Source organism: Sphingobium sp. RSMS, from assembly GCF_005406185.4.
Lineage (GTDB): Bacteria > Pseudomonadota > Alphaproteobacteria > Sphingomonadales > Sphingomonadaceae > Sphingobium > Sphingobium fuliginis.
The window spans coordinates 3,019,627-3,045,004 of record NZ_CM191257.1 but is presented as its reverse complement, the minus strand read 5'-3'; the positions used below and the strand labels follow the sequence as shown (position 1 = coordinate 3,045,004).

The window sequence follows — 25,378 nt, the reverse complement described above, 5'->3', positions numbered from 1 at the left end:
AGTTGAACGGAAATTGCCGATATGCGCCCTGCCGCGAATGAAATGGGATGGGCGGAACCGGGGCGCTCATGCTATACAGGAATAAAATTAGGAGGAACGGGAGATGGGACGCTGGCGCGCCGCTCTGGGCATCGCGATCGCGATCGCCAGCCCTCCCCTTGCGGCGCAGGATCGCTCGGCGCTGGACCCCGAAGAGCCGCCGGCGGTGATCCGCACCATTGCCAGCGACGACGCCCGCATCACCATCCCCATCCAGATCGACGGCAGGGGGCCGTGGAATTTCGTGGTCGACACCGGATCGCAGCGCACCGTCATTTCCCGCGCCCTGGCCGAACGGCTTGCGCTGCCGCTGCGGGATCGGGTGACGGTGATCAGCATGACCGGCCGGGCGGAGGTGGACACGGTGGCCGTCCCGCGCCTGGGCTTCGGCAAGACCGTGGTGGACGACATAGAGGCGCCGGTGCTGGAAGGCGAGCATATCGGCGCGCCCGGACTGTTGGGACTGGACGGCCTGCACGCCAAGCGGCTGCTGCTGAATTTCCGCACGGGCCAGATGGAGATCAGCAACAGCAAGCGGAGCTGGCGCGACCCCAATGTCATCGTCGTCGAAGCGCGGCGGCGCCAGGGGCAGCTGATCCTGCTCGATTCCGACGTGAACGGGATGCAGGTCAGCATCATCCTGGACACCGGCACTTCGGTCAGCGTCGGCAATATGGCGCTGATGAACAAGCTGGTGCGCAAGAAGAAGGCGCCCGCGATGAAGCTGGTGACGCTGACCAGCGTGACGGGAGAGACGCTGTCGGGCCAGGCGGGCCTGATCGACCGGGTGCGCATGGGGCAGGTCACGCTGAACGAGATGCCGGTGATGTTCGCGGATGCCCAGCCCTTCGCGGAACTGGAGCTTCAGGACAAGCCCGCGCTGCTGCTCGGCATCGACGCGCTCAAGCTGTTCGACCGGGTGGCGATCGACTTCGGGCGGGGGAAGGTCGACTTCCTGCTGCCGGATACGGGGCTGCTCGACCGGAAACGCTTCGCGACGGCGCGGAGAGCGGCGGGCTAGAGCAGATTCCGATCCGATTGCATCGGCTCGACTGCTCTAAGTTTTTGTTTTGTCGCGTTTTCCGGGTCAGCAGATGATTTAATCTGCTTGGAAAACGCTCTAGGCAGTAGTGACGATTTAATCATTTGAGCCAGAGCATGATGCTGGCGAGTTTGACGAAGCCGAGGAAGTTTGCGGCGAGTTTGTCATAGCGTGTTGCGATACGGCGCCACTGCTTGAGCTTGGCGAAGAAGCCCTCGATGCCCCAACGCTGTTTGTAGGCGATGCGATCATAGTGGTGCTGATATTTGCGATGGCGGCGAGGTGGGATGACCGGCTCGCCGCCTTGCTCGTAGATGAGATCGTGCAAACTGTCGGCGTCATAGGCCCGATCAGCCAGAACCTTGCCAGCCGGGATGCCGCGGATCAGATCGCAGGCGGGCGCCATGTCGTTTTGCTGTCCGGGGCCGAGGATGAAGCGGATCGGCAAGCCCAAGGCATCGACTACGGCATGGATCTTGGTGCCGAACCCGCCTCGCGAGCGCCCGAGAGCCTGGGCTTGAGCGCCCCCCTCACATGATGTTTCTCCGGTCAACAGGTGCGTTTGCATTTTTTGCGGCCATTCGATCATCGATGATATCCAGCTGAGCCAGGTCACGAGTACCGGCGGACATGCTGCGCCTGTACAACCTCACATCCGGTCGCCGTTCGGAACGGCTGCACCACAATCCCTCGTTCGGGGCTAGGCTCAGGAGAACGGGACCATTCTTTTCCTTCGGCTGATGAGGCCATGGGGGGCTTCGGTCCGTTCGCCTGGATCCATCGGGGCTGATCAGGCCCCGGGGATTAGATTACACGGAGTTGTTGATCAGACCTTCGTCATGACTGCACCCTCGATCACAACACCGCTCACTGCGTACTTCCAGAAAGCCACGAGGAGCTTGCGTGCCAGTGCGATGATGGCGACCTTCTTGCCGCGCCCTCCGTTGCTCCTCACACGTTCCTGAAACCACCGCGACAGGGCCGAGTCCGGCTGGTAGCGCAACCACAGCCATGCCGCCTGAACCATCGTCGTGCGTAAGCGCGGATTGCCGGATTTCGAGACGCCCTGCTCGCGATCGATCGAGCCGCTGCGCCACGGCGAGGGCGCGAGCCCGGCATAGGCCGCGATCTGGCGCCGGTTGTCGAAGTGTCGGAACAGCCCTTCGCTGGCGAGGACGTTCGCAAACTCCGGGCCTATGCCCTTGAGCGTGGCAAGCATCGCCTGCGGCGATGTCTCTGACATGTGGTCACGCTCGGCCTCAACGCATTTGATCTGTTCGGTGAGCAACTCGAGACGGTCGAGCTCACGATTGAGCTGCGCCTTGAGATGCGAGGGCAATAGCTTGCCGTCGACCGTCCGCAGCTCTTCCAGGCGTTCACGTCGATCCCGTCGGTTCGGTTCATAACCCCGAATGCCGACACCGAAGAGAAGGCCTTTGATGCGGTTCATGTGCAGCGTGCGTTCCTTGACTAGCGCCTTACGTTCTCGCCCGATCCGCCGACGGTCCTCCTCCTCGATTGTTGGCACGCGAACCATCGAACACACCCTTGGCTCACCGCGCATCCACGCCATCAGGGTACAAACCAGCGTCTCGCCATCGATCCTGTCGGTCTTTGCCCGCCGGTGCCGGCGCGAGACCGCAATCGAAGCGGCGTCGACCACATGGCTGGTGATCCAATCTTCCGACGCCAGAGCGCGATGAATCCAAAAGCCATCAAGCCCCGCTTCCTGAATAGCGATCACCGGATAGCGCTGACCCTCGCGGGCCTGTGCCTTATCACGCAGGGCATCAAGGCACGCGAGCAGCGCTGGCATATCGCCGCCCGGCACCGAGTGTCGGGACATCTTCTCACTACCCGGCGATAGAGAAGTCACCAGCCATGTCGATTTCGAGAGTTCCAGCGAGACGAAAATTGCGCCAAGATCAACACGGATGGCGGCAGGCGGCGAGATGGGGTCTGCTGACATGGCAAATCCTTTCAGAGTGGTTGGTAGCAAACCGACTCTGAGCTCCCTCAGGCCGCTATCCAACTCTCATCATGGGATCTTTTTACCCGTGCCCCAGCCGCCTGGGCCTGGGCGCGGATCACCGTCGCATCGATCGCCAGCCATTCGATGTCGGGATCATCCGACACAGCCTCGAAGATCCGGTCGATCACGCCTTGCTCGACCCAGCGATAATAACGCCGCTTGGCGGTCTGATAGGGACCGAACTTCTCCGGTAGATCGCGCCAGCGTCCCCCTGAACGCGCCAGCCAGAGCAAGGCGTCAAGAAACAACCGTCCGTCACTGCGAGGACCGCGCTTGCCCTTGCGCCCGCCCGGAACGAACTCCCGCAGCCGCTCCCACTGATCATCCCGCAGCACTTCGCCTTCCACGCCAGCCTCCAAAAGCCAGCCTTGAATCACAAATCCAAACCGTCGTGAATCCCTAAAATGTCACTACGGCCTAGGCATGGTCTAAGCGGAAAACCGGTTGCCCCCTTCGACAGGCTCAGGGCGAGACCTTCCGCACCATGCCCTAATGTGGCGCCGGCTGCTGCCGATTGCGGCCCAGCACATTGTCGATCCATTGCTGGTCCAGACGCGGCGGCTGCGGCCGGTCGGCGGGATTGGGCGCCGCCTGCCCGCTATCGTCCGGCTGTTCCTCATCCTCCGGCGGCTGCTGCGCCCGTTCTATGGGAAGGCCGTTTTCATCGACCATCATGCCGCTGTCCGTGCCGCCGTCGGGCTGGCCATAATAGGCCTCCTCATCCGGTTCGAGCTGCCATTCGGGCAGCGTCACCTGCGTTTCGAACTGTTCGACCGGGCGTTTCGCGACGGCGACCTTCATATAGTCGGCAAAGGCATGGGCCGGCGCCCGGCCGCCCTGGAGGACGCCCACGGCGCGGGCGTCGTCGCGGCCCATCCAGACGCCGGTGGTGATGCCGCTGGAAAAGCCCAGGAACCAGCCGTCCTTGTTGCTGCTGGTGGTGCCGGTCTTGCCGGCGACGGGGCGGCCGATCTGCGCGGCCCTGCCGGTGCCGGTGCTGACGGCGGTCTGCATCAGGTCGGTCATCCCCGCCGCGACCCAGGGGGCGACCAGCACCCGGCTGGTGTCGTCCTGATGTTCGTAGAGCAGGCGGCCTTCGGCGGTCGTCACCCGGGTGATGCCATAGGGAGTCACGGCCACCCCCTTGCGCGCGATGGAGGCGAAGGCGCGCGTCATGTCGATCAGGCGCACGTCGGACGTGCCCAGCACCATCGAGGGATGGGTGTTGATCGGCGTGGTGATGCCGAAGCGGCGCGCCATGTCCGCCACGGTGGGGAAGCCGACCTCCACGCCCAGCTTCGCCGCCACGGTGTTGACCGAATAGGCGAAGGCGGTGCGGATATCGATGTCGCCGGAAAAGCGGCCATTGCTGTTGCGCGGCTTCCACCCGTTGATGTCGACCGGACTGTCGGTGACGCCGGTGTCGGGCGTATAGCCCGCCTCCAGCGCCGCCATGTAGACGAAGATCTTCCAGGCGGAACCCGGCTGCCGGGTCGCGGTCGTCGCGCGATTATAGTTGGAGCTCACATAGTCCAGCCCGCCGACCATCGCCCGCACCGCGCCGTCGCGGTCGAGCGAAACCAGCGCGCCCTGCGTGCCGCTGGGCACATTGGCCTGGATCGCCGCGGTGGCCGCCTTCTGCATGTTGAGGTCGATGGTGGTGTAGACCTCCAGCGGCTCATTGGGCTCATCGATCAGCGTGTCGAGCTGCGGCAGCGCCCAGTCGGTGAAGTAGCGGACGCTGTTCTGCGGCGGTTCGGGCGCCATCCTTACATTCTGGAGACCGGCCGAGGCGCGTTCCGCCGCGCTGATCTTGCCATTTTCCTCCATCAGTTCCAGCACCACGCCCGCGCGGCCGATGGCGGCATCGGCGTCGGCGGTCGGGGAATAGCTGGAGGGCGCCTTCACCAGACCGGCGACGATCGCCGCTTCGGGCAGGTCCAGGCTGGTGGCCGGGTGGCCGAAGAATTTGCGGCTGGCCGCGTCGATGCCATAGGCGCCGCCGCCGAAATAGACCTTGTTGAGATAAAGCTCCAGGATCTGCCGCTTGGAGAATTTGCGTTCCAGTGCGAGGGCCAGCACCATTTCGCGCACCTTGCGGCCCCAGCTGTAGCTGTTGTTGAGGAAGATGTTACGTGTCACCTGCTGGGTGATGGTGGACGCGCCCTGCCAGCGGCGGCCGCTGCCGCGCCGCTCCAGCGCCACCCAGGCGGCGCGCGCCATGCCGATGGGATCGACGCCGGGGTGCAGATAGTAACGCTTGTCCTCGGTCGAAACCATCGCATCGACCATCACGGTCGGAATCTGGTCGTAGCTCAGCCAGCGGCCGAAGCTGGGGCCCAGCGATACGATGACGCTGCCGTCGGCGGCATGGACGCGGATCATCTGGCCGTTGGGCGAGGATTTCAGCGATTCATAGTCGGGCAGAGACTGATAGGCGATCACCACCGCCACGACGATCGCGACAAGCGCGCTGAGGCCGCCGACGAGGCCGATCTTCAGGCCCCGCACCAGCCATGTCTTCACTTTGCCCCGCGGTTCGCTGCTCTTGCCTGATCGTGCCATGGTTCGCCCGGATATGCGCTAAACGAAAAGGCGGCCAGTGGAAAAGCCGTGCAGGCCGCGCAAAAAAGCCGGAGTTTCTCCGTCATGCGCGATTTCGCCTCTGCCGAAATCGCCCGTCATCCTCAAGGGAAGCGACGCTTTACCGGCGATGAACGATCATTCGCCTTCGTCGCGCGGCTTGAAATCGAGCGACGCGCTGTTCATGCAATAGCGCAGGCCGTTGACGCCCGGACCGTCGGGGAAGACATGGCCCAGATGCCCGCCGCAATTCGAACAGCGGACTTCGGTGCGGATCATGCCATGGCTGGTGTCGCGGATTTCATCGACCGCATCGATGTCGACCGGCGCGGTGAAGCTGGGCCAGCCCGATCCGCTGTCATATTTTTCGTCCGCATCGAACAGTTCGGCGCCGCAGCCCGCGCAGAAATAGCGGCCATCGGCCTTGTTGCTGTTATATTTGCCGGTGAAGGCCCGTTCCGTGCCGCCCTCCCGCAGAATATGATATTGTTCGGGGGAAAGGCGCTCGCGCCATTCGGCGTCGGTCAGGTTGAGCTTGTCCATGCCCGGCAATATGGCGGTGGGCGGGCGTGCGATCAAGCGGTTAGCATGATCCGGGTAACGGCGCTCCCGCGCAGGCGGCGGGGTCCGGGAGAAACCTCTATCGCTCCCGCGCCGCCTGGCGGGCGATGGCGAGCAGTTCGTGCCGGACCATCAGGTCGCCCAGCCCCCTGCCCGACCGGCTGGCGCGCTCCGCCTGAGCGAGCCTGTGGATGACGCGGGCGATGCCGGGCGCGTCCCAGATGCGGACCTGCCGGGTGACGATGCCCTTTTCCTTCCAGAAGACCTGCTTGCCCGCCGCCTCGACCGCGCCTTCCAGCCGGCCGCTGTCATCGAAATCGGTGCGGATATTGGCGAGCAGCATGGCGCGGGCCAGCAGCGGGCGCAGCACCGCCGCCATCGCCGTTCCCGCCTCCGCCAGCCGCCCCAGTTCGCGGTGCATGCCGCGCAGGTCGCCGCCCAGCACGGCATTCACCAGCGGCGCGGCGTCGCTGTCGGGATTGTCGGCGGAAAGGGCGTCCAGCGCCTCCTCCGTCGCTTCGCGCGGGCGGTCCGGCGCGGCGTCGAGATAGAGAATCAGCTTCTCCACCTCCCCGGCCATCAGCGTGCGGTCGCCATTGGCAAGATCGGCGATGCGGCGGCCCAGTTCGGGCGAAAGGCGCAGTCCCCCTTCCCGCGCGATGGCGATGGCGATCTGCTCCGCCTCCCGCGCGTCGGGCTGGTAGGATATGAAGGCCATGGTCTCCTTGTGGTCGAGCGCGAGCTTGAGCAGCTTCGACGTGCCCTTGAGCGCGCCCGCTATGGCGATGACGGGATTGCCCGCCGCCTCCGCCTCCAGCAGGGCGTTGAGGGCGGGCAGCGATTCCTCCCCCATGCCGGTGACGCGAATCCAGCGCTTGTCCCCGAACATGGAGAAGGACGCCGCTTCATCCGCCAGCCGCGCCGGATCGTCGCGCAGCGTCGGTCCGTCCAGGTCGACCCGCTCCGCTTCCGGCCCCATGGCGCGCTCCAGCCGCTTGGCGAGCGCCGTGCTGCCCGCTTCGTCGGGTCCGTAGAGCAGGAAGAAGCGGCAGTCGGCAGGCGGCGCGTCGAGCGCCTTTTCGATCTGGCCGCGATTGGCCTTCAACGGGATCTGTCCCGCGCCGCGAAACGGGCGAGCCGCGCGACGATCTGGTCGGCAATGGTCTGCGACAGGCGTTCCAGGGCGGTGTCTTCGGCCGCGATGGTCGCATATTCGCTGGAGACCACGTCGATGCCGACGTCCGATCCGGCGGTATCGTCCAGAATCTGCGCGCCGGTTGCGCCGTCGATAAGCTGATAGCGCGCCCGCAGGGTCCGCCGCTCGCGCGTGACGGCGGCGTCGGAGCGCAGACCGAAGCCGCTGATATTGTCGTCCAGCTTCACCACCAGCTTGTAACCGGGTCCGGTGCCGCTCATCGCCGCCAGCCGGTCGTTCAGCGCATTGCGCACCAGCCAGCCGCCCTTGCCCTCTATCGGCTGCACCTCGACATTGCCCAGCGCCTGCGCGACCGGGCCGTGGCCGCCCCCGCCATAGACCGGGCGCAGGCCGCAGGCGGAGAGGGACAGGGCGACGAAGAGCAATGGCCAGAGCTTCATAAGACCTACCCTTAACCGTTCGCCCTGAGCTTGTCGAAGGGCCGTTCTTCCCCAAAGAGAAGTAAAGGGCTTCGACAGGCTCAGCCCGAACGGATGTTGTCAGATAACCAAATTCACCAGACGATCCGGCACCACGATCACCTTCCTGGGCGTCGCGCCGTCCAGCGTCCGCACCACATTGGGCGCGGCGAGCGCCAGACGTTCCAGCTCGTCCCTGGAAGTGCCCTTGGGAACGGTGATGGTGTCGCGCAGCTTGCCCATCACCTGGCAGGCGATGGTGACTTCATCCTCGACCAGCAATGCCGGATCGACCGCCGGCCAGGCCGCGTCCGCGATCAGACCTTCCTCACCCATGTCGGCCCAGGCCTCTTCGGCCAGATGGGGGGTCATGGGCGCGACCAGCAAAGCCAGCGCCCGGATCGCCGCGCTGCGGCTGGCCGAGGGCTTGGCCTTTTCGACTGCATTGGTGAGTTCGTAGATCTTCGCCACCGCCTTGTTGAAGGACAGCGCCTCAATGTCCTTCGCCACGCCGTCGATGGTCTGGTGCAGCTTGCGGTCGAGCGTCTTGTCCTGCCCCTCTGCCGCCCTGTCGGCTTCCCCGAACAGCCGCCACAGGCGGTTGACGAAGCGCCAGGAGCCTTCGATGCCCGCCTCTGTCCAGGGCAGGTCGCGCTCCGGCGGGCTGTCGGACAGCATGAACCAGCGCACCGCGTCCGCGCCATATTGGGCGATGATGTCGTCCGGATCGACGACATTCTTCTTGGACTTGGACATTTTCTCGACGCGGCCGACGGTGACTTCGCTGTCGGTGCCGACAAGGAAGCATTTGCCATCCCGGCGTTCGACCTCACCAGGCGAAACCCAAATCTCGGCAGCATGCATTTCCGGCTGCGAGCCATCATAATCGGCAGGAACCGGGAGAGGGACAGCCGCCTTGTAGGTCTCATGCGTCACCATGCCCTGGGTGAAGAGGCCGGTGAACGGTTCGGCAAAGCCGATCTGGCCCATATGCCGGAGCGCGCGGGTCCAGAAACGGGCGTAGAGCAGGTGCAGGATCGCATGTTCCACGCCGCCGATATATTGGCCGACGGGCAGCCATTTCTCGACGGTTTCCCGGTCGAACGGCCTGTCCTTGGGCTGGCTGGCGAAGCGGATGAAATACCAGCTTGAATCCGCGAAGGTGTCCAGCGTGTCGGTCTCGCGCCGCGCCGCCTTGCCGCATTTCGGGCAGTCGACATGCTTCCAGGTCGGATGCCGGTCCAGCGGATTGCCGGGAATGTCGAAGCTGACGTCTTCGGGCAGGACCACGGGAAGCCGGTCCTTGGGCACGCCCACGGGACCGCAATCCTCGCAGTGGATGACGGGGATCGGCGTGCCCCAATAGCGCTGGCGCGATACGCCCCAGTCGCGCAGGCGGAACACGGTGGTGCCGGTGCCCCAGCCGCCCTCTTCGGCGCGGCGGATGACTTGCGCCTTCGCCTCCTCGACGCCCAGGCCATTGAGGAAGTCGGAATTCACCAGCCTGCCGGGGCCAACATAGGCCTCGTCGCCAATGCCCTTGGCTTCGTCGCCTTCGGCGGCGACGACGCGTTCGACCGGCAGCATATATTTGCGCGCGAAGTCGAGGTCGCGCTGGTCATGGCCCGGAACCGCCATGACGGCGCCGGTGCCATAGTCCATCAGCACGAAGTTCGCGACGAACAAGGGCAGCTTGCGACCGGTGAAGGGGTGGATCACCGACCGGCCGGTGTCATAACCCTTCTTTTCCTGGGTCTCGATCTCGGCGGCGGCGGTGCCGGTCTGGCGGCATTCCTCCGCGAAGGCGGCGAGCGCCGCATCCTTTTCCGCCAGGGCGAGCGCAATCGGATGATCGGCGGCGATGGCCGCGAAGCTGGCGCCGAAAATCGTGTCGGGGCGGGTGGAGAAGACCTCCAGCTCACCGATTCCGCCGACCGGCGCGTCCAGCCTGAAGCGGAATTGCAGGCCGACTGACTTGCCGATCCAGTTTTCCTGCATCAGCTTCACCTTGTCCGGCCACTGGTCGAGCGTCTTCAGGCCCGCCAGCAGATCGTCCGCGAACTGGGTGATCTTGAGGAACCACTGGGACAGCTTGCGCTTTTCGACCGGCGCGCCGGATCGCCAGCCCCTGCCGTCGATCACCTGCTCGTTCGCCAGCACGGTCATGTCGACAGGGTCCCAGTTGACCGCCGATTCCTTGCGATAGACCAGGCCCGCTTCCAGCATGTCCAGGAACAGCGCCTGTTCATGGCCGTAATAGCCCGGCTCGCAGGTCGCCAGTTCCCGGCTCCAGTCCAGCGCGAAACCCAGCTTCTTGAGTTGCGCGCGCATCGTCGCGATGTTGGAGCGGGTCCAGGCGCCGGGATGCACCTTCTTCTCCATCGCGGCGTTTTCGGCGGGCATGCCGAATGCGTCCCAGCCCATCGGGTGCAGCACCTCATGCCCGGTCATCCGGCGGAAGCGCGCCAGCACGTCGCCCATCGAATAGTTGCGGACATGGCCGATATGGATGCGCCCGGAGGGATAGGGAAACATCTCCAGCACATAGCTGCGCGGCTTGTCGCTGCTGTCGGACGCCTTGAACGTCTGCTTCTCGTCCCAGACGGCCTGCCAGCGGGCATCGGCCTCAAGCGGGTTGAAGCGCCTTTGCATGGATAATCCTTAACTCAAGTGCCGTTCGGGCCGAGCCTGTCGAAGCCCTGCACTACTCTTCAAGAACATATGGCCCTTCGACAGGCTCAGGGCGAACGGAAATCGATGCCGCGATCAGCCCGCAATCGCCATGCGGCGCAGGTCGCGGGCCTTGGTCAGGATGATCTCTTCCAGTTTCTGCACGGTCGCGGCCTGCACCGGCACATCGACCCACTGGCCGCCCTGGCTGACCTGGCGGCTGGCGGCGACGCGCAGCGCGTCGGCGCGCAGATCCTGGTCGAGGATCGATACGGTCAGCTTCATCCGCTCATTGGGGCTGTTCGGATTGGCGTACCAGTCGGTGACGATCACGCCGCCGTTCGAATCCGTCTGGACCATGGGCATGAAGGACAGGGTGTCGAGGCTGGCGCGCCACAGATAGGCGTTGACGCCGATGGTCGTCACCTTCGATGCGGCGAGATCCGCCTTCGGGCGGTCCTTGGCGCCGCCCCCGCAGGCGGCGAGCGGCAGAAGTGCAGCCAGCAGCAGACCGGCGGAAAGGCGCGAAGAAAGGCGGCGGACCATCATTATTGTCCCATCAAACGAGTAAACGCCCCGCTTCTATAGAGGACCGGCTGCAATGGGCAAGGGGGACTCCGGGACGGCGCGACGACGACCCGCCGTGCAACCGGGGCGAGTCCTGTGTGTTCCGTGCAACAGCTCCGACAAAAAACCGGCGGCGCTCTACCAATTCCAGAGCCTTGCGTATATGAAGGACCATAGAAAAGTAGTCGGCGGGGAAGAGATTCGGAACATGCGCCTGAAAAGGGGACATATAGCGTTGGCAGGCTCGGCGGTCGCCGTGGCCGGCTTCATGCTGTCCCCTGCCATCGGGGCGGCCACCGACCTTGTCCGCATGCGCGCCGAAACGCCGGTTTCGCTGGGTGCGCTGGGCAGCATCTCCTCCTTCACGCCGACGACCAAGGACCCGCGCCTGGCGGCGGCCTATGCGAAGATCGCCGCGTCCGCGAGTCGCCAGAATTTCCGCTTCACCCCGACCAGCGGGTCGCTGAGCGGTCAGCGCTCGGTCACCGTCATGGTGCGCGCCGCCGACCTGAACGATCGCGTCGCGATCAGCCGGACGCTGGACCCGGTGAGCATCGCGCCCGTCGCCTTCAGCCTGAACAGCGCGCATAACTGGCGCAAGTTCGCCCTGCCTGAAGCGGTGGGCCGCAAGGAACTGGACCCGGTCGCCGTCGAGCCGATGGCGGGCGCCAGGAATTTCTCGCTGGATCAGGGCCGCAAGGACCGTTTCAGCACCAAGGTGCTGATCGAGAGCCGCCGCGAGCCGGCCGCGACGATCCGCAACCCCAGCGCGGACAAGGATTATTCGCTGGATCTGGCCAGTTCCTATTCGCTGACGCGCAATCTGAACGTCACCGCGGGCATTCGCTATAATAACAGCTTTGCCGGACGCCTGACGCCGATGACCGACGACCGGCAGGATGCGCAGGCCGTCTATCTGGGCACGATCTTCAAATTCTAAAACGGTTTGAGGAACGAGGTTGAGCGGCATCATGCCTGCCTCGGCTTCGGTCTTGTCCAGCGTTTGTCCCGTCCAGGCCGAACCATGGTTTGGGGCGGGAGCATGTCCAGCCTCCATCCGGCAGAAAGACCTGAGCGCCCTGTGTCGCCCGGCAACCGGGGGCTTTAGAGCCAATCGACATTCAGCCCTGACGGCCTGCAAATGACGCTTTTCCGTGCTTCCGGTGCTCACCTACCTTGAGTAGGCTGCGCTCCGGGTCACGGAAAACCACCATTTTACCTTCGGTGGCCTTCGGCTCGGCTCGTCATCTTCTGAATGTCGATTGGCTCTACGGTTCGCCCTGATCGTCCCGCAAGCCGCCGCAGCCGTTCAGCGTTCCCTCGCCAAAGGCCACCGCCACGCGGTCGGACCAGACCGCATCGCTCATGCCGTCGCTGCACGGCCCTTCGGTTACGGTCATTGAAAAGCCCTCGCCGAGGAAACGGACAGCCCGCCTGTCGTCGTTCCGGGATATGGCGTAGCGGACGGGCGCCCTGTCCGGGCGCTCCAGCACGGCGGTCGATCCCTTTACCGTCACGGCCCAGAAAGGCTCGGTCCCGATCGCCCGATAACCATCGTCCACAGCATGCTTAACGCCGGGAGAGCTGACCGGCGGGCTCTCCTCCGTTCCACGCGCCTCTGTTCCACGTGGAACCAGTTTCGAAATATTTTCAGGGCCTTGGCCTGGCGCTGGGTCCGGCGTCCCGATCGGCGCGGAGGCGTGAGGCTGCGCGCCGTTGGCAGAGGGCATCCCGTCGCCGCCACACCCCGCCAGCGCACACAGGACCAGCGGCAGGAATCGTCTCACGCCTTGCCGACCTCATCGCGCCGGAAGCAATCCACCGCATGATCGTTCACCATCCCGATCGCCTGCATCCATGCATAGACGATGGTGGGGCCCACAAATTTGAAGCCGCGCTTCTTGAGGTCTCGGGAAATCTCTTCCGAAAGGTCGGTTCTGGCCGGGAAGGTCAGGCCATCGTTCCGGATCGGCTCGCCCCCGACGAAATTCCACACATAGGCGGAGAAATCCTCGCCCCGTTCCCGCATATCGCAGAAAATCCGCGCGCCCCCGATCGTCGCTTCGATCTTCGCCCGCGCCCGGATGATGCCGGGGTCGCCCATCAAACGTTCGACATCGGCCCCGTCGAAGCGCGCAACCTTGTCCGGATCGAACCCCGCAAAGGCGGCGCGGAACGTCTCCCGCTTGCGCAATATGGTAATCCAGCTGAGGCCGGCCTGAAAGCCCTCCAGCATCAGCGTTTCCCAGAGCATCCGCGGATCGCGTTCCGGAACGCCCCATTCGCTGTCGTGATAGGCGCAATAAAGCGGGTCCGATCCAGCCCAACCGCAACGGACCCGCTCCATCGGATCTGGACCAAACCGATTAGCTGTTCCTGAGATAACGCGATTCCGCCATTTTCCCAACTTTTTGAGAGTCAATTCCCTGTCCTCGAAAACCAATTAGGTGGACCGAACTAAATTTGCGAACCAATTGAGTGGACCGTTTTTCGAGATGAATCGTCAACCCATTCTAGACTCCCGTAAAGCCCACTCCGCCTCTGCCCGAGGCCAGAAGGTGGTCACACTGGGAAGCCTTGCAAAAATGGGTTTGATTCCTCGTTCCGCCAATCGCCTTCGGATAGCGCTTCTTGTTACTGGCGCGCCTTCCCACTCGAACATTTCCTTCATCCACACATAACGTGCGGCAAAATCCGCAACCGTCGCAGGGTCGATCAGCATTGCTGCGTCATTCTTGTCGAGATATCCCAGACGTCTCAGATGAGCGATTGTGCGGCTCTGCCACCCATATCTTTTCAAGATTGAATGTAACTTTTCCATGCCGGTGACCGCTAATGTCGCAGAATATGCCTCCTTAATACTGAAGCAAAACCCTCTCCACCCATATTTGTTTCGGGTTCGGCAGACGGGCTTTATGGATCCTTTTAACGCTGCAACCATCATTTCGTAGAACTCGCATCTTACTATAGTCAAAATGTGCTGAATACATGCTTCTGAAGGATTTGGTTTGCGCTCTGGAATCTCCAGGAACTCAGAAAGCTGATCTACTTCGTCACGCCATATCAAAACGTCGAATTCTCTTTTCAGACGTACTCTGAGCGTTCCATTATCAATCAGTTTCGCGATAGTTTCGCTGGAGCATCCCAGCAAACCGGCCAGCGCAGAGCGTGGTATAACCTGAGAGCAGTATTTCTCGATTCTTGCGGCATCCGCACGTGTGATTAGGGAACCACGCGGATTGTCCTGATCGAGCGAAATACCCAGTTCCTTGCAGATTTCTTCCGCATGCGGAACTCCAACACCAGTATCCTCCACAGTCGCCCGCAGCGTGGTTAGCCTACCTGGACCAACAGCTTTCCCCAATATTCGAGTATTAGGCGTTACGGCTAAATGTTGCCGTGCGTGATCGCGAATATACTGTCTAATTACCTCTAATTCATCTGTTCCACGCTCATCCCAAAGATAGCGCACGAGTGGTTGGTATAATCCTCCTTTGCTTACGTTCTTGGGTCCATCTTGCTTACGGGAAAATACAATTCCATCTAGGGCCGCGTGGAAATTTTTAGGCCAATCATTGAGAATGGTCCAGCCTGCATTGTTAAATTCTGCGGCCATCTTCGATGTAATATTGCGCTTTATTATTAAACAATTTTTCTTAGACGACGCCCCCACTATGAAGCACAGTCGCGACGCGGTGTCAGGTGACATGCTGTCCAGGAGTTCGTGCGCTACCTTTTCGCCAACACCAATACGGCCTAACAGCCATCGGTCATGGTCGAGCGCCTCCTCATCGAGACGGACCTGGGCAAATTGGCGAAGATCAAAGTGAGGATTGCAGTTACATCTGATCGGGGACTGAAGGGGGTTGAATGCCGATTGGCAGTTAGGGCATGCATCCAGCAGCGGCAGCGCATGATATGGGCAACTGCTGATATTGGGGATGATCCACCAATTCCGCCGGTAAGGCCGTGAATCCAGAGGACCATCAAAGGCCTCATGGTCGTCGCGAAGGCAGCCTAAACAAACCCTGGTCCTCGCCACGGCAGGCATGATCCTGAATTCGTGGTCATAGAGTTTGATTGCAGAAGGATCTCTGATTGGGGTTGAGCTTTGGATCTCGCATTCAGGCACTCCAATCAGTCGGGCGGTAATCGGTACGTACCGAGACATGATCCTGAACTTATAATTTCCCCGAAGTGAGAAATTCGGCGTCGCTGCGAGCAAACGACGGACGCTGCTCTCCCCATTCGCCAAAGCCAGCCGCCACAACATTGATTCAGCGGGTTCGTGTGGCCGAGGACGTACTGACCTTGGAAGCAGCGTTACTTTATCAGAGAGGGACCAAACGTCTCGATCAGTTGTCTTCATCTTCTACTCTAACGGGAATTATTCGGAAAAGCCCCAGGCGTGAAACATCCAATCGACGGTATATTGCTTGACGATGCGTTTTTAGATCGAATGCGGGGTGGACCCCAGCCTCCAAGAGTTGACGATGTAGAGCGCGAGGAGACCGACCAATATCGCGTGCTAATGCCGCTCCCACCACATATTCGCGCTCAAACCGCGCGATGCCCTTGTTGGTCAGGAGGCCACCATCAACGGCGATTGTGCCGCATCGTGCCATCGCTCGCGCACAATCATGATGGACCCCGATCCGACGCGCGGCTGCTTCGACGCTCAGGGTGCGTGGTGCGGCACGCAGCATGATCACATCACGCAGTTGAACACCAAACTGCGAGAGTCCGCTCCCAGAAATCTGCCAGTATGGGATTACGCCGTCCCGAGCAGCACGGATGATCCGCCACAAAGGAACTGCGGCGTTGCGTGCTGCGACCGCCATGCTTATCAGTTCCTCGGGATCAGATCCGGCGCAGCAATGATTGATGAGCCCGTTGAGAAGCTGAGTTATGGAGGCAGAGTTAACGGCTCCGCCAGCGCTCCGATGGAGAAGGCCTGCCTCAAGAAGATCTGCAACTTGCGCTTTTCCCGTTTCAAGTAGTCTCGCTGCTTCCCGCATGGGCGTCTTGGCTCGCGCGACCGCCTTCAGATTCGCAACCGCCCCGGCGTCCATCGTAAAAGCGACGCTGCGTCGCGAACCTTGGGGCACGATGCCTGCCTCCGCCGCCGTTGCGCGCGCTCGTTTGTAACTCATGCCCATTCGCCGCGCAGCTTGCGTCATGGTAATGGTCTTACGCGGCCTGTTGCCTAGGCGAGGTTCTTCCCGGGAAATCACGCCGTTACACACGGCATGATCAAACAGGATAGCGCGGACTTGATCGTTGGATTGCTCAGAGTGGGCAAGCCACTCGCCATAGATCCAGCCATATGCGCTGTGCAGTCCATGCGATCCCTCGCCGTTCCGAATTACTGCATCCAGCGCGGAGAACACCGACCGTTGAAACTCGGAAGTCATTCTGAAACCCACGGTGCGTGCACGTAGGATCATATCCGGGCTCTGTCGCGGCAAGGTATGAACTGCTCCCACAGCCTCGATCTGACCAAGGCGCTCGCATAGGTGCATTGCGCTCGATAGCGACAATCGATCCAGTACATCGTTGCCGCACGGCTGCCCCTTCAATCGGCGCGTTACATAATCCCCAACGGGATCGTCCATAGAAACGCAGGGGGCGCTTAACAGGTCAGCTCGGCAATGAGCGCACTGGAGAACGCTGGTTGTTTGCCATCCGAGGTTCTCGCCGCAGCGATGGCAATGATTGCTGAGTTGGATTCGATGAACCGGGCAGGCAGATATCGGGCGGACGTCCCAAATCGAGCGATGCGACAAATACCATGCTGGTTGAAGGCGTAGGCGATGCGCCTCCTCGAAATCGAGCGCATGGCAAGCCGGACAATAGCGACGGTCGCGCGTGCTCCAATCGCCGAGCTCAAATTCGTGCCCAGATAGCGCAACCCTGCGGCCCGGTAAAATCATCTTCGGCGAGAAATGATCAACGAACTCCGGTTCCAATCCAGCCATAGAAGCCAGATGAGACGCATTCGAGCCCGCCAGCGCCTTGCGGAAATCGATCCCGATCGACGCCGCGAATCGGCGCGTTGATTCATAGCCGTTTCGGGCACCCAGACGCATAAGGATACCATGGCCAGGTTCTTCCGGGCGAGGGCGCAGGCGCAGTGGCAATCTGTTCATGACTTACCCGAATGCCTTCGGTCTATCAGGGCCAGTCCCGCGCGCCCGTCTACCGGTCCGCTTATTCGCTGCGACATATCGATCTGGCCGCTGTACACGCTCCTGCCAAATGAACGATAGTCGTCGAGGGGTGCAGACGAAGGGATTGTTCTCCTTGTCGATGACGACCTTCCTGGCATCCAAAATAAGGGATTCCAAATCCGGATCGTTTTCAAGATCAAGATCCTGATCGAAGCCCACCTCATCTGCTGTCAAGACCGCCGGATGCCAGGCTGCATCAACCTCCGCGAGAAGACTCAGGTCAATCCGAGGAAGCTTCCGACGTTTCGCGAGCAGCAGAGCCTGGCTCAGATATTTGGTGACGAGCCCGATTTCGCCTCTCGTGGCGGCGTAGAGGCGCCGCGCAAAGCTCTGGTCCGCGAAGTTCGAGGGCTCGGGGAGATGGATGCAATCCGTCTCCAGTTTGTTGAGCAGCACCAGAAACTCGAGCCGCTCTGCCTTATTCGTCCAATCATAAGCGCGAAGGTTGATATCCGGCTCGAGGCGGCGGTCGAACTGCGAAGATGTTCTCAGCGCATGTAGGTCTGGGAGGCCGGCGAAGACGATACCGCACCCAGCCTTGTTGAGCAGCGACTTGAGAAACTCGGAGATATCCTGCGAGTCCTTGGCATCAAGGATGTGATGGGCCTCGTCCAAGATAATCATTTCCACGCCCAGGAGTGTCGCCTTCGCCGCAATCTCCTCGATGATGTCATAGGAGTTGACATCCTTGCTCGCCAAATAACCCATCTTTCCTAAGATCGCTGCAACCAGGGCTCTTTTGGTAGGCGTCGCCGGAACCTCCACAACGAGCACTCGTTTGACGAGGCCATCTTTTGTCGAGACCTCGGGGTTCAACTCCTCGCAGAGTTCGATGACCGTCGATTTTCCCGCGCCCGCCTTGCCCATCAGCAGGAGCCCACGCGCCTTCAGACGCCGCTGATTCTTCCTGACGCGGGCACGCGCCTGCAATTTGGCGAAGGCCTCGACGATGACGGTGAGTTGCGCATGGGCGACAATGGTGAGCTCGAGCTCTGCCACAGCCTCCATCTCATCAGCGAACTGGTAAAGCGCGAAAGTCATCTGATTGTACTCATCCCTTCTGAACGGCGACCTATAAGTAACCGCAATGCGCCCATGCCCTTTGATTCGGCCCTTTGCTCCTGAGCCTCGCCGCCTTCGGTAGTGACGCCAAGATCATCTGCTGCCATCTTGTGATTCTGCGTCGTCGGCACAGGCTGCTCCGCCGGTCGTGCGCTTGCAGATGTATCCCTGGCGGGGCCGACTGGCTCGCACGTGGCCTCTGTCGGATGAGCATCGCGCGGGGGCAACTCAACCAAATCGGGGAAGAGTACGCCTTGGTCGTTATCCTCGCGATGCGCCGCGTCCATCGGACCTGCTAGAACGGCTAAAATACCGTTATTGCCAATGAGGTTGGTCGCCATCGCCCCATCTGAACAAAAGCGTAGTGCGCTCCGATTGTGTGCTGTTAGTGCTTCGGTTTCGCATCGCTCGCGCGCATCAAGCATGATGTTGTCGGTTATTTCCTGGCCCCTGCCGGCGATCTTGCGGGCCATGCGCATGACAATGCGAGAGGCAAATTTGTTGAGGCCTTTCGATATGCGCCGGTTGACGGCGGGAACGACGATCCACCGTTTCTCCACCGTGTCCAGCACCCAGAGGTGCCCCCGATCAGTGGGATCCGCAAGGATTTCCACTTCCTTTTCCAGCCCATTGCGACGCTTACGCAATGCCTCGAGTTCGACCGACGCATAGATATTGTTCTCGAAATGAATGCCGACGTTGGAAATCTTGCGGCGGACGCGCTCGCCCATCAGCATCACGAGTCGGCTGAAGCTGCCAACCGGCCGGATACCGCCATTTATCTCATCATCTTCTACGAGTTGCTTCCAGCGGTTGACGGGTGCCATGCCCAATGTGCCATGCTCGGCATAATGATAGTCGTCGACAATCCACTTCACGATCTTGGCGGTAAGCTCAGCCAGGGAGAATTTTGCCCGCGCCTGCGGATCATAATATTGATCTGTCCGCGACAGGGTCGTGCCCTCCATATGGGTCAGAACCCGAACGCCGAGGCCGCCGAAAAATCGCTCAACGGTCGCTTTCAAATGGGGCATTCTGCCAGGCAAATTGACAATGGCGAACTTGAGGTCGCGCCCCGCGCGCTGGAAGCTCTCCGAGAGAAACTCAAGGCCGCGATCCGTGATGAGCATGTCGAACACACCATGGCACGGCCAGTCATTCTTGATATCGGGCATTCCGCTCAGATCCTTAGGTGCCATCGCATGGATGATGGCCCTCGAGAGCGTCGCGTAGCTGGGCACCTCGAACGACAGATGGATGCCAAGGATCATCTTGGTCGCCCGACATATCAGGACGGTCAACCATGGACGCGCCTTGCGTCCCTGCTCATCGGTCACAAAGACATCGAGCAGGCAGTGATCGACCTCGACCTCCTCCAATGCCCGGTCGGGCAGAGATCGCCGCTCAAAAATATGATATTTCAGATACGCTTTACGGGGACCGTAGCGCGCGCGATATTCTTCAAATTCGGAAAAATGCGAGTTAAGAAAGCTGTAGAATGTCGTGTTTGAGACTGTTTCGAATCCCTTTTCTGAACAGAGCTCGCTCAATCGCTTATAGGCGTAGGATTTGGGAACGCGCGGAATCTGCATCCAAACCGAACGCCCGACCCATGCCATTGCACCGTAGACGCAGAGCGGCATATTGTCGTCGGTCTGCTCGTCGAGCTTGCAGATCTTCCTACGCCTATGGTCGCCACGCCTGTGATCCTGGGCGATCAACGCGCGTAGGTCCCTGCCGCCCTTCTCCCACTGAATGAACCAATTGCGGACGGAATATTCGCTCAGCTTGTACGGCGCTATCGCGGGGACGGATGCTAAGGCGGTCGAAATGGCTTTCCGCCGCTTCCGGCTGGCCAGCGCCTTCTCGGCGGCATCGATCCGTTCCGCCTGACGAGCCCATTCCGTGCCATGTGCCCGCAGCACGGTCTTTGCTGCGCGGCGATAAGCTATCTTGGCAGAAACGCCTCTCGCACGGAGGACGTCTGCGCGACGGACATACTCCTCGCGGCATTTCGCTTCGAAGATCTTGCGTGGGGGCCAGCTCTCAAGGTCTGACTGCAGCATCTCCGCCAGACCTGGATCAAGCGCTGCAAGATTACAGGGCCAGATCTCGGTTTCGCCGGCAACATAAAGCGCGTAAATCTCTTCATGCTTCCACAGGCGGTCGGGGTCGCCCCGCTGCGAGGCGAGCCAATATCCATCGCGTACGCGGCGAAGCACACGCCATAGCGAACTTGAACCATCGCCATTCTTCAGAGCGATCGAATCGCCCCGCTGAAGGCGGAAAATCTTCACCGGCATAGCTTAGGCCTCGCCTCCGGGGGCGACCTGCCGCCTTGGAAGGAGACAGCGTGAAAACGGGTAGCCAAAGCGGCTACATCGGTGCAGAGGCGCAAATTTGGTCACCAGTCGCGACCTCCCCGCGTGATTACGGTGTCATCAGAGAAAGGTTTCGAAAGGTCCGTCGCCAGATAGCGAAGTCCGATGAGGGCCTTTGCGAGAGACCAGCGCCTCGGTCCGAACATAAGGCCGATGTCCCTCATCGTGGCTGGAAAAGCGACCGATCGAAGCAGGCGGCAGGCACGCTGCACTTCGTGTGGGTCAGAATCCTGGGCGGCAGACCATACCGCTGTCGAATTGCTCAGCAGATTCCCAACGCGAATATCGGACTCGGTGACGATGCTGAAGCCGGCGCCACGTCTGGCGCACTCCTCCACGATGCTCGCCAGCTTGCCGTCGAGGTCAGGTGACCGCGCCAATTTGCGTTCTGGCTTCACTTCGAAATAGAGCCGCCCGAAACTGGTGTAAGCGAGTCCGTCAGGCGTATAGCGCCTGACCCGGCCTTCTATCAGCAGGCGAAAGGTCTCGGGTTGCTCCACATAACGCTGCACGTGTGGGGCAACCGCCATGATCCTCTGAAAGTCCAGATCAAGGCGACCTTCAAATGCGAGCGGATCGGCGTCATTGTCGACAAGCGGTAGCACACCGGTCGTGCAGGAAGAAGCACGTCGCTTTGCGGGGCGGCGGACAGGAGGCATCAGCGAATCCTAAACAGCCAGGTCGGACGCAGTCCGGACCCATTTGAGGCCGTCGAACGGCCAGGTAGCGAGAACGCAATCCACACCATGTGAGATCGCTTCGACATGCGTGACCTGAATGCACAGCCATTGCCCATAGCCGCCCGAGACATCCCACCAACCAATTTGGTCGGCTCGCGGCTGAGGGATGTCAGCTCGATTTTCCCAAATCTCCGCCAGAACTCACTGCTTCTCCGCACTTTTGATCCCCCATAGTTGCGTAAGTTGGTATATATATAAGAAAGTAGAAAGTTGCGTGTCTAGCTATAATTCTATATTTTTCGGTCAGCCATTTGGGCGCGGCACAAAAGTCGCCTATTCGGCAGCATGGTATGAGCGGTTTCGGAAGGAGGGCCTTCGGCTCAACGGGATGTACGAAGAGACGGTTTTTGAGGACGATCCAACGTGGTTGATGCTGCCGCTTTCACGTCGCCAGGTCGCTTTGCAGCGGCTGGAGGTCATGCTTGACTATGAGCGTCATGAAAGCCCTGGTGACCTGGAGGCGGAGAATGCCGCCCAGCGTCTAGGTGTCACCACGGGCCAATTTTACCGCATCCGCCGTCAGTGGAAGCGGAGTCGTAGCGTGTTTGACCTTCTTCCCTACGGAAAGCCCGGTGCCGCGCGGCGACCAAAGCTGGACCAGGATGTGTCCGATGTTTTGGGCAAGCTTATCATGAAGGCGGTTGCGACAGATGGTATGCGGGCGCCTAAGGATATCATGAAGGCGGTCCAGGAGCAGTGGCCGCTCAACAAGCCTATCCCCAGCCACATGACGCTCCGCAAGAATATTGCCCACGCGATCGAGGAACTGACTAACGTCTCAGGCGGCCTCGTTTTGGTCAATTCCACTATCCCTCAGGGGGCATTCGAAACTGCCACAGGCTATGGCGAGGTCGTCGCCGTCGACCACATCGGATTGCAGGTCTTCGTGGCAACCGAAGGCGGACCCATTGCGCCGATCGTGACATTCGCTATCGATCTTTTCACGTCATCCATTTGTGGTGTTCACCTATCATTTGGCGCCCCTGGACCACTTCAGTTTGAGGCCGTACTGCGGGACGTGCAGAGGAGATCCGAACAAGCGGCGAGGCTTCCCTTGGTTGTAAAACCTCGGCTGATTTTCGAAGCGGGCGGAAGCTCGGGTTGGCCCCAACTGATGTCTCGAATGGCAAAGAACTTCCACCACGCCAACATTCGACGATCGCAGCGGCTTAACTTCGGGGAGACAATCATCGGCCTGATTGGATCATCGATCGGTAACGTGAATTTCTCTTCCAGAAAATATCTGAATGACCTTGTGTTCAATCCCGGCAAGGATGCGCTCATCAGCTTCGATGAACTGCAAAAGCTAATCGAACGCGGGCTGCGAGGTTTAAATGATAAACGGATTCCCCCGGGCGCAGAAATCTTCCATTTGAAGTTCGACTTTCTAGACGCTTCAGTTAGTTAATAGCAGTCGTGTTCTGCCGACTGTTAAGACTCCACAGGACCAGCTGGATGAAGCTCGCGCTTTCGTCTTCGATCTGAATGAGCTGTTCGATGGACCGTCGGCCAAAACTGGCCCTTTTGCTGGAAAGCCAACGGGGCATGTCCTGGTCCGACACGCCAGAGAGAAAGCGGGACCGGTCAATGATCGACAGACGTTTGATCCGCACGATGACGGCCTGTGGTAGGACGGGCACCTCCGTATAGATCGATCGGCCGATCCACGTTGACAACATCGCCTCCGAGCAGCGCAGATATGACGCCATCGTTTTTGGCGGCCATTTCCAGATCCGCATGATGTTGCCGAGTTCAGCGAGCAGGAGAGCGCGGCGGTCGCTTTCGAAGTCGCGGTCTCGGAAGACGAAATGGGTCGATCCGTCAGCGGGTGGACCGACGATCAGATGCCCGTCTTCTACCCTCAAATCCCGTACAACCTCCTCCCCAGTCGTCCCCATCACATAGAGATATAGCTCTCGGTAATTCTCGACGCCTACCGCGTCTAGCGTGGTCACGGCGACCGTGAGCGTGTCCAGCAATGCGGGCAGGTCACCCTGATTTACCTTCGCTAACGCATGCACTCTTCTTCTCCTTACGATGTTTATAAACTCAATATCTATATCGACTATAGATATTGAGTTTATAATTCGTTATTGGGTGGAATGAAGAATATGCTGGCCGCTCTGCCTCCCTTGGGGAGCAGCGCGGCATCGTCGCCAACATCGATGAGCTTACTGGTACAGTGCCGATGAGCTGACGGACTTCCCTCACTGCGGATCATGTTCAACGACCCGGCGCGAACATGGTACATCTCGACCCGCGAACCATAAACCATAGTATTATTCGGCTCCGTCGATGCACGCGGCCGCCTCTATCGCTGGCTTTTCGATATGCTGCACAAATGGGATTTGAACATTCTCACCACCACCGGCCGTCGTGGAATGCCCTGCGATGCATTTTCTCTCTTCCAGGTCTGACAATCTCTGTCAGCGGTGTTTGGATCGGAACGAAGAGATTGCGATCGACCGGAGTCGTCCGCCACCGTTGATCCCTACAGCTATTCACCAGCCCATGTGAAGGAAAGATGCTCTGAGGTCGTCTCAGAGGAACGCAATTCATCGATCGCGTGCCGAAGTATCTGCGCACCGCCCCACAGCGCCAACCCCGCCATGATGGCAGCGACGATGATGTCGGGCAGACCGGAACCGGTGCCGAAAACGCCCAACGCCGCGAAGAGGACCGCGACGTTTCCGATTGCGTTGTTGCGCGAACAGATCCAGACCGAGCGCATGTTCGCGTCACCGTCGCGGAAGCGATAGAGCATCAGCGCGACACCAGCATTGGCGAGGAGGGCAACGAACCCTATTGCGCCCATCACCTCAGCATGGGGAACGGTTCCGCGCGTCAATGCCCAGAGTGCGCTCAGCAGCACATAAAGGCCAAAGCCGAAGATGGTCGCGCCTTTCACCAACGCCGCGCGGGCACGCCAAGCCAGCGCCAGCCCGGTGACACCCAGACTGATCGCATAATTGGCGGCGTCCCCGAGAAAATCGAGCGCATCGGCCTGTAACGCCCTGGAACCACCCAAGATGCCCGCAACCAGTTCGGCGGCGAACATGATGACATTGATGGTAAGCGCGATGCAGAGCGCTCGCTGCCAGGTGAGACTATTTTTATTAGGGGCGGCTTTATCGGCTGCACAACTAGAACAGACCATGATTGCTCTCGCGCTTTTTGAGTCGATCTTCTATATGCACCTTGTAGCAACTATGGGGTCAAGCAAAGATGCCGGTCCGAGAGAGGAAATGTTTTTCACACATGAAACCCAAAGGCGCCTCATTCTTCTGTAGGCTGCGACTGGAGCTGAATGTAGTTCTCCACACCCATCCGTTCGATCATGTCGAACTGGCGTTCGAGGGAGTCGACATGTTCCTCCTCACTCTCAAGGATTGAAGAGAACAGGTCGCGACTGACATAATCGTGCGCCTTCTCGCAATGCGCGACCGCCTTCTTGAGGAGAGGCAACGCCTCCTTTTCCAGCTCAAGATCCGCCCGAAGGACCTCTTCAATAGATTCGCCGATTTTGAGGCGGCCGAGCGCCTGAAAATTGGGCAAGCCATCCAAGAACAGTATCCGTTCGGCAAGCCTGTCGGCATGCTTCATTTCTTCGATTGATTCTTCATATTCGAATTTGGCGAGACGCTTGACGCCCCAATGGTCGAGCATACGGTAGTGGAGAAAATATTGATTGATCGAGGTAAGCTCATTCTTGAGCACGTCGTTCAAATATTGGACTACCTTGGCTTCGCCCTTCATGACGACCTCCTGTTGGAGAGGCCGCACCATATCATAACGGGCCGAAAATGACCAACAAGCCCGGGAGGATGCGCGCTGGGTGGGGATCTTCGTGTTCAGGG

The 25,378-nt window shown here is 60.5% G+C and carries 21 protein-coding genes and 1 pseudogene; 3 read left to right on the top strand and 19 right to left on the bottom strand.

The window, feature by feature from the left end:
* Positions 1–103 precede the first annotated feature (103 nt).
* Complete coding sequence (locus EGM87_RS14805) at positions 104–1,060, top strand: aspartyl protease family protein (protein WP_137710016.1); 957 nt, start codon at positions 104–106, stop codon at positions 1,058–1,060.
* A gap of 121 nt (positions 1,061–1,181) precedes the next feature.
* Here the strand turns inward: EGM87_RS14805 and EGM87_RS14800 are convergent.
* From EGM87_RS14800 to EGM87_RS14760, 9 genes and pseudogenes are all read right to left on the bottom strand, one after another.
* A protein-coding gene (locus EGM87_RS14800) for an IS5 family transposase (protein WP_410483116.1) occupies positions 1,182–1,875 on the bottom strand; the annotation gives its coding sequence in 2 pieces (ribosomal slippage) (positions 1,182–1,677 and positions 1,676–1,875; 696 coding nt in all).
* A 32-nt stretch (positions 1,876–1,907) separates the two neighbouring features.
* A complete protein-coding gene (locus tag EGM87_RS14795; RefSeq protein ID WP_137709147.1) occupies positions 1,908–3,050 on the bottom strand; it encodes an IS110 family RNA-guided transposase in 1,143 nt (380 codons plus the stop codon).
* A 77-nt stretch (positions 3,051–3,127) separates the two neighbouring features.
* Positions 3,128–3,460, bottom strand: a pseudogene (locus tag EGM87_RS14790) (IS5 family transposase); the annotation flags it as partial.
* Positions 3,461–3,602: 142 nt separating this feature from the next.
* Entirely contained in the window at positions 3,603–5,678 is a 2,076-nt protein-coding gene (locus EGM87_RS14785; protein ID WP_048577326.1) for a transglycosylase domain-containing protein, read from the bottom strand.
* A gap of 156 nt (positions 5,679–5,834) precedes the next feature.
* Positions 5,835–6,239, bottom strand: coding sequence for a peptide-methionine (R)-S-oxide reductase MsrB (gene msrB / locus EGM87_RS14780; protein WP_044662858.1), 405 nt, complete (start codon positions 6,237–6,239; stop codon positions 5,835–5,837).
* A 97-nt stretch (positions 6,240–6,336) separates the two neighbouring features.
* A complete protein-coding gene (holA, locus tag EGM87_RS14775; RefSeq protein ID WP_137710018.1) occupies positions 6,337–7,362 on the bottom strand; it encodes a DNA polymerase III subunit delta in 1,026 nt (341 codons plus the stop codon).
* Positions 7,359–7,853, bottom strand: a complete 495-nt coding sequence (lptE, locus tag EGM87_RS14770) for an LPS assembly lipoprotein LptE (RefSeq protein ID WP_103001246.1) — start codon at positions 7,851–7,853, stop codon at positions 7,359–7,361. The genes holA and lptE overlap by 4 nt, the downstream gene beginning before the upstream one ends.
* Positions 7,854–7,952: 99 nt before the next feature.
* A complete protein-coding gene (leuS, locus tag EGM87_RS14765) occupies positions 7,953–10,523 on the bottom strand; it encodes a leucine--tRNA ligase (protein ID WP_137710019.1) in 2,571 nt (856 codons plus the stop codon).
* Between the two features lie 114 nt (positions 10,524–10,637).
* The gene (locus EGM87_RS14760; RefSeq protein WP_025160613.1) at positions 10,638–11,087 is read right to left on the bottom strand and encodes a DUF3576 domain-containing protein; all 450 of its coding nucleotides are present in this window, start codon (positions 11,085–11,087) and stop codon (positions 10,638–10,640) included.
* Positions 11,088–11,316: 229 nt separating this feature from the next.
* On the opposite strand from EGM87_RS14760, the gene EGM87_RS14755 reads away from it, so the two are divergent.
* Complete coding sequence (locus EGM87_RS14755) at positions 11,317–12,048, top strand: hypothetical protein (RefSeq protein WP_025551889.1); 732 nt, start codon at positions 11,317–11,319, stop codon at positions 12,046–12,048.
* A 328-nt stretch (positions 12,049–12,376) separates the two neighbouring features.
* On the opposite strand, the gene EGM87_RS14750 is transcribed toward EGM87_RS14755, so the two are convergent.
* The 7 genes from EGM87_RS14750 to EGM87_RS14720 all read right to left on the bottom strand — a co-directional run bounded on the left by EGM87_RS14750 (position 12,377) and on the right by EGM87_RS14720 (position 21,440).
* Entirely contained in the window at positions 12,377–12,883 is a 507-nt protein-coding gene (locus EGM87_RS14750; RefSeq protein WP_137710445.1) for a COG3650 family protein, read from the bottom strand.
* A gap of 8 nt (positions 12,884–12,891) precedes the next feature.
* Entirely contained in the window at positions 12,892–13,455 is a 564-nt protein-coding gene (locus EGM87_RS14745; RefSeq protein WP_044660594.1) for a DNA-3-methyladenine glycosylase I, read from the bottom strand.
* A gap of 156 nt (positions 13,456–13,611) precedes the next feature.
* Positions 13,612–15,159, bottom strand: a complete 1,548-nt coding sequence (locus EGM87_RS14740; RefSeq protein WP_253719088.1) for a hypothetical protein — start codon at positions 15,157–15,159, stop codon at positions 13,612–13,614.
* Between the two features lie 304 nt (positions 15,160–15,463).
* On the bottom strand, positions 15,464–17,257 hold the full coding sequence (locus EGM87_RS14735; RefSeq protein ID WP_137710021.1) for a TniQ family protein: 1,794 nt from the start codon (positions 17,255–17,257) through the stop codon (positions 15,464–15,466).
* 3 nt (positions 17,258–17,260) lie between these two features.
* Complete coding sequence (locus EGM87_RS14730) at positions 17,261–18,379, bottom strand: TniB family NTP-binding protein (RefSeq protein ID WP_137710022.1); 1,119 nt, start codon at positions 18,377–18,379, stop codon at positions 17,261–17,263.
* Positions 18,376–20,703, bottom strand: coding sequence for a TnsB C-terminal domain-containing protein (locus tag EGM87_RS14725; protein ID WP_137710023.1), 2,328 nt, complete (start codon positions 20,701–20,703; stop codon positions 18,376–18,378). Before EGM87_RS14725 ends, EGM87_RS14730 begins: the two co-directional genes overlap by 4 nt.
* 101 nt (positions 20,704–20,804) lie before the next feature.
* Positions 20,805–21,440, bottom strand: a complete 636-nt coding sequence (locus EGM87_RS14720) for a TnsA endonuclease N-terminal domain-containing protein (protein ID WP_137710024.1) — start codon at positions 21,438–21,440, stop codon at positions 20,805–20,807.
* Positions 21,441–21,735: 295 nt separating this feature from the next.
* Here EGM87_RS14720 and EGM87_RS14715 point away from each other — a divergent pair, with 295 nt between their 5' ends.
* Positions 21,736–22,929, top strand: a complete 1,194-nt coding sequence (locus EGM87_RS14715; protein ID WP_137710025.1) for a hypothetical protein — start codon at positions 21,736–21,738, stop codon at positions 22,927–22,929.
* On the opposite strand, the gene EGM87_RS14710 is transcribed toward EGM87_RS14715, so the two are convergent.
* The 3 genes from EGM87_RS14710 to bfr form a co-directional block, all read right to left on the bottom strand.
* A complete protein-coding gene (locus EGM87_RS14710) occupies positions 22,922–23,542 on the bottom strand; it encodes a hypothetical protein (protein ID WP_137710026.1) in 621 nt (206 codons plus the stop codon). The two genes, EGM87_RS14715 and EGM87_RS14710, sit on opposite strands and share 8 nt — an antisense overlap.
* Positions 23,543–24,018: 476 nt before the next feature.
* Entirely contained in the window at positions 24,019–24,678 is a 660-nt protein-coding gene (locus EGM87_RS14705; RefSeq protein ID WP_137710027.1) for a cation efflux transmembrane domain-containing protein, read from the bottom strand.
* 119 nt (positions 24,679–24,797) lie between these two features.
* A complete protein-coding gene (gene bfr, locus EGM87_RS14700) occupies positions 24,798–25,277 on the bottom strand; it encodes a bacterioferritin (protein ID WP_137710028.1) in 480 nt (159 codons plus the stop codon).
* Positions 25,278–25,378: the final 101 nt, after the last annotated feature.

Coding starts and splice junctions, on each gene's coding strand:
- EGM87_RS14805 (WP_137710016.1), top strand. CDS start 104: ATGGGACGCTGGCGCGCCGCTCTGGGCATCGCGATCGCGATCGCCAGC.
- EGM87_RS14795 (WP_137709147.1), bottom strand. CDS start 3,050: ATGTCAGCAGACCCCATCTCGCCGCCTGCCGCCATCCGTGTTGATCTT.
- EGM87_RS14785 (WP_048577326.1), bottom strand. CDS start 5,678: ATGGCACGATCAGGCAAGAGCAGCGAACCGCGGGGCAAAGTGAAGACA.
- msrB (WP_044662858.1), bottom strand. CDS start 6,239: ATGGACAAGCTCAACCTGACCGACGCCGAATGGCGCGAGCGCCTTTCC.
- lptE (WP_103001246.1), bottom strand. CDS start 7,853: ATGAAGCTCTGGCCATTGCTCTTCGTCGCCCTGTCCCTCTCCGCCTGC.
- leuS (WP_137710019.1), bottom strand. CDS start 10,523: ATGCAAAGGCGCTTCAACCCGCTTGAGGCCGATGCCCGCTGGCAGGCC.
- EGM87_RS14760 (WP_025160613.1), bottom strand. CDS start 11,087: ATGGTCCGCCGCCTTTCTTCGCGCCTTTCCGCCGGTCTGCTGCTGGCT.
- EGM87_RS14755 (WP_025551889.1), top strand. CDS start 11,317: ATGCGCCTGAAAAGGGGACATATAGCGTTGGCAGGCTCGGCGGTCGCC.
- EGM87_RS14745 (WP_044660594.1), bottom strand. CDS start 13,455: ATGGAGCGGGTCCGTTGCGGTTGGGCTGGATCGGACCCGCTTTATTGC.
- EGM87_RS14740 (WP_253719088.1), bottom strand. CDS start 15,159: ATGCCTGCCGTGGCGAGGACCAGGGTTTGTTTAGGCTGCCTTCGCGAC.
- EGM87_RS14735 (WP_137710021.1), bottom strand. CDS start 17,257: ATGAACAGATTGCCACTGCGCCTGCGCCCTCGCCCGGAAGAACCTGGC.
- EGM87_RS14730 (WP_137710022.1), bottom strand. CDS start 18,379: ATGACTTTCGCGCTTTACCAGTTCGCTGATGAGATGGAGGCTGTGGCA.
- EGM87_RS14725 (WP_137710023.1), bottom strand. CDS start 20,703: ATGCCGGTGAAGATTTTCCGCCTTCAGCGGGGCGATTCGATCGCTCTG.
- EGM87_RS14720 (WP_137710024.1), bottom strand. CDS start 21,440: ATGCCTCCTGTCCGCCGCCCCGCAAAGCGACGTGCTTCTTCCTGCACG.
- EGM87_RS14705 (WP_137710027.1), bottom strand. CDS start 24,678: ATGGTCTGTTCTAGTTGTGCAGCCGATAAAGCCGCCCCTAATAAAAAT.
- bfr (WP_137710028.1), bottom strand. CDS start 25,277: ATGAAGGGCGAAGCCAAGGTAGTCCAATATTTGAACGACGTGCTCAAG.